The organism is Catenibacterium sp. CAG:290 (genome assembly GCF_000437715.1).
Taxonomy (GTDB): Bacteria; Bacillota_I; Bacilli_A; order Erysipelotrichales; family Coprobacillaceae; genus Catenibacterium; species Catenibacterium mitsuoka_A.
Window position 1 is genome coordinate 1 of sequence record NZ_FR898765.1, and the last position, 969, is coordinate 969.

Here is a 969-nt window from a genome sequence, read left to right on the forward strand (position 1 = left end):
GTCTTGACGGAAGTACATCCACAATTTTCTTGTCCAGGTAGTCTACAATCACACAGACATAATTACTGTCATGAGACTTGAAGGCGTACACTTCATCCAGAGCCAGGCATTCAGGAAGCTGTCTTCTGGAGATGTGAACATGCCTGTCAAAAATATTAATAACAGATGTAGCGGATATGCCATATCTTCTAGCGACATCAGTAAAGGTTGCATTTGGAGACTTGAGATCTCTGAGAACATTGAATACAGTAGCAACAGAGAGTCTTCCTCCAAAAGTGAAGGGGTTATTTTCGTAGAATGTCTTCTTGCAGTGGGGACACTCGTATCTCCTAGCGTGATAGATGATATAGCAGTTAGTGGTGGTCATAACGGAGTGGGTTATCTTCTTATCCGTGTAGTCCTTCACCCTGCTTGTCATATGTCCGCATACAGGACACTGAACCCATGTCTTATTAAGCGTGATATTGACATACATTCCATCCTTTCTGTGAGTGATTGAGAAATCCTGAACGTTCTCTTTTTCCAGATTAAAGAACTTTAGCAGATCATTATCGGAAATGAGCGCATTAGGGGTATCGGTTTTAGCTGCTTGTTTGTCAGCTGGGGAATTATTGTTGGTTTTCATATGTAGTACAGCTCCTTTCGTTTTTATAATGAAAGAATATCAGCAAAAAGAGCTGTACTATATAAAAATCATGTGAAGAAGCATAAAAAAATTAAGGTAATTTTTTCTGGTATTCAATTTACAGAATGAATCATAATCAAAGGGATAATTCAGATACTTATCTTTAAGATAAGCGGCATGAGAAGATTCAAGAAAGTCTATGCCAGCTAAAACATCAACAATCAAGTCATAAGAAGCAATGGAATAGGGAATCATATCCTCAATAAGGACTGCATGAGTAGATCCGCATTCAGGACATCTTAATCTTTGTATTGTGACTTTATGACTACGTTTAAAGATGTCAA

2 protein-coding genes are annotated in these 969 nt (G+C 38.1%); both read right to left on the bottom strand.

Annotation, left to right across the window (positions count from 1 at the left end; translation table 11 throughout):
• A partial coding sequence (locus QVO42_RS00620) for a transposase family protein (protein WP_288163501.1) occupies positions 1-625 on the bottom strand: 625 nt, incomplete at its 3' end.
• A 57-nt stretch (positions 626-682) separates the two neighbouring features.
• Positions 683-969, bottom strand: a 287-nt coding sequence (locus tag QVO42_RS00625) for a DUF6431 domain-containing protein (protein WP_288163502.1), incomplete at its 5' end; no start/stop codon positions are given.